Source organism: Pseudenemella bisphenolivorans (genome assembly GCF_051133435.1).
GTDB lineage: Bacteria > Actinomycetota > Actinomycetes > Propionibacteriales > Propionibacteriaceae > JAAYAO01.
Genome location: NZ_JBPGNY010000010.1, coordinates 1 through 1,265, shown reverse-complemented (window position 1 = coordinate 1,265; position 1,265 = coordinate 1). Strand labels below are relative to the sequence as shown.

Sequence of the window (1,265 nt, the reverse complement as noted above, 5' to 3'; positions counted from 1 at the left end):
GGCGGTGTCAAGTGGTGAGTGCAGTGAGGTACTCGTTGAGTTGTTCGGCTGGGGTGGCCCAGTTGAGGGTTTGTCGGGGTCGGATGTTGAGGAGGTGTTGGGTGCGGGCGATGTGTTCGTCGGTGACGGCGGTGAAGTCGGTGCCCTTGGGGTGGAAGAACCGGATCAACCCGTTGGTGTTCTCGTTGCTGCCGCGCTGCCAGGGTGAGTGCGGGTCACAGAAGTAGACCTTGACGTTACTGGCCAGGGTGAACCGGGCGTGTTGGGCCATCTCCGAGCCCTGGTCCCAGGTCAACGACCGTCGTAACGCGGCGGGCAGGCCGGCCATCATCGCGATCAGCTGGTCGGTGACGGTGGCCGAGTCATATTGGTCCAGACGTTGGATCAGCACGAACCGGGTGCTGCGCTCGACCAGGGTGATCAACGCGGACTTGTGGCCGGCACCGAGGACGAGGTCTCCTTCCCAATGCCCGGGCACTGCCCGGTCCTCGGCCTCGGCCGGGCGTTGGGAGATATGACATCCGGCCAGCCAGGGCCGGCCGGGTTTGGGTGGTAGCCGTGAGGCCGGCAAACGGGTTTTGCGCCCGGACCGTAACGCGGTCTCCACACGTAGTTCTTGGCGTAGCGCGCCGCGGCCTTGGACATACAACGCCTGGTAGATCGTTTCGTGGCTCACCCGCATATCGTGCCGGTCGGGGTGATCACGACGCAGCCGGTGACTGATCTGACGGGGGGAGAAGTGCTGGTTCAACCCCGCGATCACCGCCCGACGTAGATCACCGTGGTGGGTGAGTTTGCGATACCCCGCCCGCGATCGGGCCCGGTCGGCTCGTTCCTGGGCGAACCGGGCCCAGTACCGGCCCTGGACACTGCCCCGGGTGATCTCGCGGCTGATCGTGGTCGGATGCATACCAACCTCCCCAGCGATCCGGGCGATCGACCACCCATCGGCGAGCCGGACCTGGATCACCACCCGGTCCTCGATACTCAACCGGTTCCCGTGCGAGGCAGGCCGGGGCGGACGCGGTGCGGGCTTGACCCGCTCATCGATCCCACCGGCACGGCCGGTCTTGATAGGCATGTGGTTCAGCTTGGCCCACGTCTGCACCGTGGTCCGCCCAGCCCCCGTACGACGCGCCGCTTCATCACACGAACACCCCGCCGCCAACTCGGCCAACACCGCCAACTCGACCACCCGATGCCGTGGCCTACCCGCCCGTTTCCTCATAGCCAAACACCTCCTGCACTCAGCATCTGACTGGGCA

The 1,265-nt window shown here is 65.8% G+C and carries 1 protein-coding gene; it reads right to left on the bottom strand.

Annotated features, from left to right (window positions below; genetic code table 11):
* Positions 1 to 7: 7 nt before the first annotated feature.
* Positions 8 to 1,081, bottom strand: coding sequence for an IS30 family transposase (locus tag ACR4XW_RS15860; RefSeq protein ID WP_434761550.1), 1,074 nt, complete (start codon positions 1,079 to 1,081; stop codon positions 8 to 10).
* Positions 1,082 to 1,265: the final 184 nt, after the last annotated feature.

What these genes read in the sequence shown, in the direction of transcription:
- ACR4XW_RS15860 (WP_434761550.1), bottom strand. Translation starts at nt 1,081, where the DNA reads ATGCCTATCAAGACCGGCCGTGCCGGTGGGATCGATGAGCGGGTCAAG.